A 709-nucleotide genomic window follows, 5' to 3' on the forward strand; every position below is an offset into this window, starting at 1 on the left:
CTTGACAATTTGTTGTTCCTTTCCAAGATCGCAGTTTATGAGTACAAATGTTTCTCTCACATGTTATTTCTGGGATCATCATATTTGAATAGCCATGATTGCAGTGTGTACTAGCTAGAATTTAACCAAAGTTTGGTATATGATTCCATGATTCGGATCATCTCAAAAATAATGATAAATGCCCCGGCCAAAAAAGTCTGGAGCGTAATATCTGCAATTGAGAGGGATCCTTATTTCTGGAAAGGAATGGTACGAGTTAGAAATACATCGCGAAATGGAAACGTGTTTACGCGTGAGGTAACGCTAAGCAATTCTGACAAGTGCTACNCAAAAAGTTGTCCTGTTTCCAATAGAGGGAATCCACATCAAGTGGACCAGGGGCGTATTGGTTGGAATAAAGGACATTTTGATAACCTCGATTGGAAACCAAACCCTTCTAGAAGTTGAGATGAACTATACCCTCAAGAGAATGGCACAGCTTCGCTCCAGGAGCATCTCAGAAGAACTACGCAATGAATCGGAACTTGCATTGCAGTTGATAAAAGAAGAGATTGAAAATATCAGACCTTTTCAAATCCAAGAAAGAAAGCAATGGGCGGACTTGATTCCATGACCAGGCGTAAGCAGATTCTTGCAAAACAAGACACCGTTCCAAATTTATCAACAAAAACAAACGAAACATTTCATAGTTGTACAACCAATGGGTGCA

General features: G+C 39.7%; 1 protein-coding gene. It reads left to right on the forward strand.

The window, feature by feature from the left end:
- Positions 1-147 precede the first annotated feature (147 nt).
- On the forward strand, positions 148-327 hold a 180-nt coding region (locus tag DYY66_RS13045), incomplete at its 3' end, for an SRPBCC family protein (protein WP_218583620.1).
- Between the last annotated feature and the right edge of the window lie 382 nt (positions 328-709).

Origin of the sequence: Candidatus Nitrosotalea sp. FS, from assembly GCF_011319475.1 — an archaeon.
Classification (GTDB): domain Archaea; phylum Thermoproteota; class Nitrososphaeria; order Nitrososphaerales; family Nitrosopumilaceae; genus Nitrosotalea.